At 76.3% G+C, this 3315-nt stretch carries 1 protein-coding gene; it reads left to right on the top strand.

The features are described from left to right. Nucleotides 1-3315, top strand: a 3315-nt coding sequence (locus ACIRFH_RS36465) for an SDR family NAD(P)-dependent oxidoreductase (protein WP_403530861.1), incomplete at both ends; no start/stop codon positions are given.

Genomic DNA, 3315 nt, shown 5'->3' with positions numbered 1-3315 from the left:
CTGGCCGGCGGCCGGCCCGTCGACCTGCCGACCTACGCCTTCCAGCGCGAACGCTACTGGCTGGAGCCCGCACGCGGCGAACGCTCCGACGCCCGCGAAGGCTCCCGGGCCGAGGACGCCTTCTGGGACGCCGTCGGCAGCGGCGAGGCCGCGAGGCTGTCCGAACTCCTCGGTGCGGCCGACGCCGCCGCCGTCGCCGCCGTCCTGCCCCACCTCGCCGCCTGGCGCGACCAGCAGGACCGCGCGGGGCGCGTCGCCGACTGGATCTACGAGGAGACCTGGGAGCCCTCCGCCGTGGCGCGCACCGCGCCCGTCCTGCACGGGCACTGGCTGATCGCCGCCCCCGTGGCCGCCGCCGCCCGCGCCGAACGCCTCGCCGCCGCCGTCGCGGGCGCCGGAGGCCACCCCCACATCCTGACCACCGGCGACGACCGGTCCGCCTGCGCCGCCCCGATCGGCGCCCTGACCGCGGCCCTCGGCGAGGACACCTTCACCGGCGTCCTCTCCCTCACCGCCGCGGACACCACCGCGCACCCCGCCCACCCGGACGTGACCACGGGCGCGGTCCACGGCCTCGCCCTCGTGCAGGCCCTGGCCGACACCGCCGTACGGGCCCCGCTGTGGTTCCTCACCGAGGGCGCCGTCACCGCGCATCCCGCGGACCCCGCCCCGGACCCCGACCAGGCCCGGACCTGGGGCCTCGGCCATGTCGTCGCCCTCGAACACGCCGCCCGCTGGGGCGGCCTGGTCGACCTGCCCGCCGACCCCGGCGAGAGCGAGCTGCGCCAACTGCTCGCCACCCTCGCCGCGCACGGCACGCCCGACGCCGAGGAGCACGTCGCGGTGCGCCCCGCCGGACGCCTGGCACGCAGGCTGCGCCGCGCCGCCCCGGACACCTCGGCCCGCCCCTTCACGCCGCGCGGCACCGTCCTCGTCACCGGCGGCAGCGGAGCCCTCGCCGGGCACCTCGCCCGCCGCCTCGCCGAACGGGGCGCCGAACACCTGGTCCTGGCCTCCCGGCGCGGTCCCGCCGCCGACGGAGCCGCCGAACTCGTCGCCGACCTCGAAGCGTCGGGAGCCCGCGTCACCCTCGCCGCCTGCGACGTCACCGACCGGCAGCAGCTCGCCGGCCTCATCGACACGCTCAGGCGGGACGACATCCCCCTGCGCGCCGTCTTCCACACCGCGGGCCTGCTCGACGACCGGCTGCTGGACGGCCAGGACGCCGCGTCCCTCGCCGCCGCCGCCGCACCCAAGCTCACCGCGGCCACCCACCTGGACGAGCTGACCCGCGACCTCGACCTCGACGCGTTCGTGCTCTACTCGTCCGTCGTCGGAGTCCTCGGCAACGTCGGCCAGGCCAACTACGCGGCCGCCAACGCCGCCCTCGACGCGCTCGCCGCCCGGCGCCGCGCCGCCGGCCTGCCCGCCGTCTCCGTCGCCTGGGGCCCCTGGGCCGACGGCGGCATGACGCACGGCACCGCCGAGTCCCAGCTGCGCCGCATCGGCCTCGAACCCATGCCCGCGCCGCACGCGCTGGACGCCCTGGACGCCGTGCTCGACCGGGGCGCCACCGCGCTCGTCGCCGGCATCGACTGGGCCCGCGCCGCCACCGCCTACGCCGAAGGCCGCGACCGCCCCTTCCTGCGCGCCGTGCCCGAGGCCGCCCGCGCCCTCGCGGACGCCGGCCCCGCCGAGACGGGCACCCCGTTGCGGGCCACCCTCCTCGGACTGCCCGAGGACGCCCGCGCCGACCACGTGCGCCGCCTGCTGGCCGTCGAGGCCGCCGCGGTCCTCGGCGCGAAGGACCCCGAAGCCCTCGACCCCGAGCGCGGCTTCAAGGATCTCGGCTTCGACTCCATGATGTCCGTGGACTTCAGCGTCCGCGTCCAGCAGCGCACCGGCGTCCTCACCCCGAAGACCCTGGTCTTCGACCACCCCGACCTGGCCGCCGCCACCCGCTGGCTGCTCACCGAACTCGCCCCCGCCGCGCAGGCCGTACCCGCGGCCGGCACCGACACCCGCCGCCCGGCCGGCGAACCCCTCGCGGTCGTCGGCGTCGGCCTGCGCATGCCCGGCGACGCCCACGACCTCGACAGCCTCTGGCAGGTCCTCGCCGAGGGCCGCGACACGGTCACCACCGTGCCCGCCGACCGCTTCGACGTCGACGCCTACTACGACCCCGACCCCGACGCCGAGGGCCGCACCTACACCCGTCACGCCTCCTTCCTCGACGACGTCGCCCACTTCGACGCCGCGTTCTTCGGCATCAGCCCCCGCGAGGCCGAGCCGATGGACCCGCAGCACCGGCTGCTGCTGGAGGCCGCCTGGAACTCGCTGGAGAACGCCGGCATCCGCCCGCGCGACCTGCGCGACACCACCACCGGCGTCTTCGTCGGCGCGGGCGTCGGCGAGTACGGCAAGCACCGGCAGGGCGGCACCGCCGACACCTACACCCTGACCGGTACCCTGCCCAGTTTCAACGCCGGCCGACTCTCCTACCACCTGGGTCTGCAGGGTCCGGCGCTGTCCGTGGACACCGCCTGCTCCTCCTCCCTGGTCGCCCTGCACCTGGCCTGCGAGGCGCTGCGCTCCGACGAGTGCGAACTGGCCCTCGCGGGCGGTGTGCAGGTGCTCGCCGACCCGGACTCGTTCGTGGCGCTCAGCCGTTCCCACGCCCTCGCGCCCGACGGCCGCAGCAAGACGTTCTCCGCCGAGGCCGACGGCTACGGCCGCGGCGAGGGCGTCGGCGTGATCGCGCTGATGCGGCTGTCGGACGCCGTCGCCCAGAACCGCACCGTGCTCGGCGTGATCCGGGCGACCGCCGTCAACCACGACGGCGCCAGCAGCGGCATCACCGCCCCCAACGGCTCCTCCCAGCAGAAGGTCATCCGCACCGCCCTCGTCTCGGCCGGACTCACCTCCGCCGACGTCGACTACGTCGAGTGCCACGGCACCGGCACCTCCCTGGGCGACCCCATCGAGGTGCAGGCCCTGGCCGCCGTCTACGGCGAGGGCCGGGCACCGGGTCACGAACTCGGCCTCGGCACGGCCAAGAGCGTCATCGGCCATCTGGAGTCGGCCGCCGGCATCGCGGGCGTCTGCAAGGTCCTCGCCTCCTTCCGCCACGACGCACTGCCCGCGACCCTCAACAGCAGCCCGCGCAACCCGAACATCGCCTGGGACGACCTCCCGGTGCGTGTCGTCGACGCGCTCGAACCGTGGGAGCGGGACGGTGCGCGTCCGCGGCGTGCGGGTGTGTCGTCGTTCGGTCTGAGCGGGACGAACGCGCATGTGATCGTGGAGGAGCCGCCG

This window comes from Streptomyces sp. NPDC093586 (genome assembly GCF_044764905.1).
Taxonomy (GTDB): Bacteria; Actinomycetota; Actinomycetes; order Streptomycetales; family Streptomycetaceae; genus Streptomyces.
Note: the sequence above shows the minus strand (reverse complement) of the source record. Positions and strands in the feature narration are given on the sequence as shown.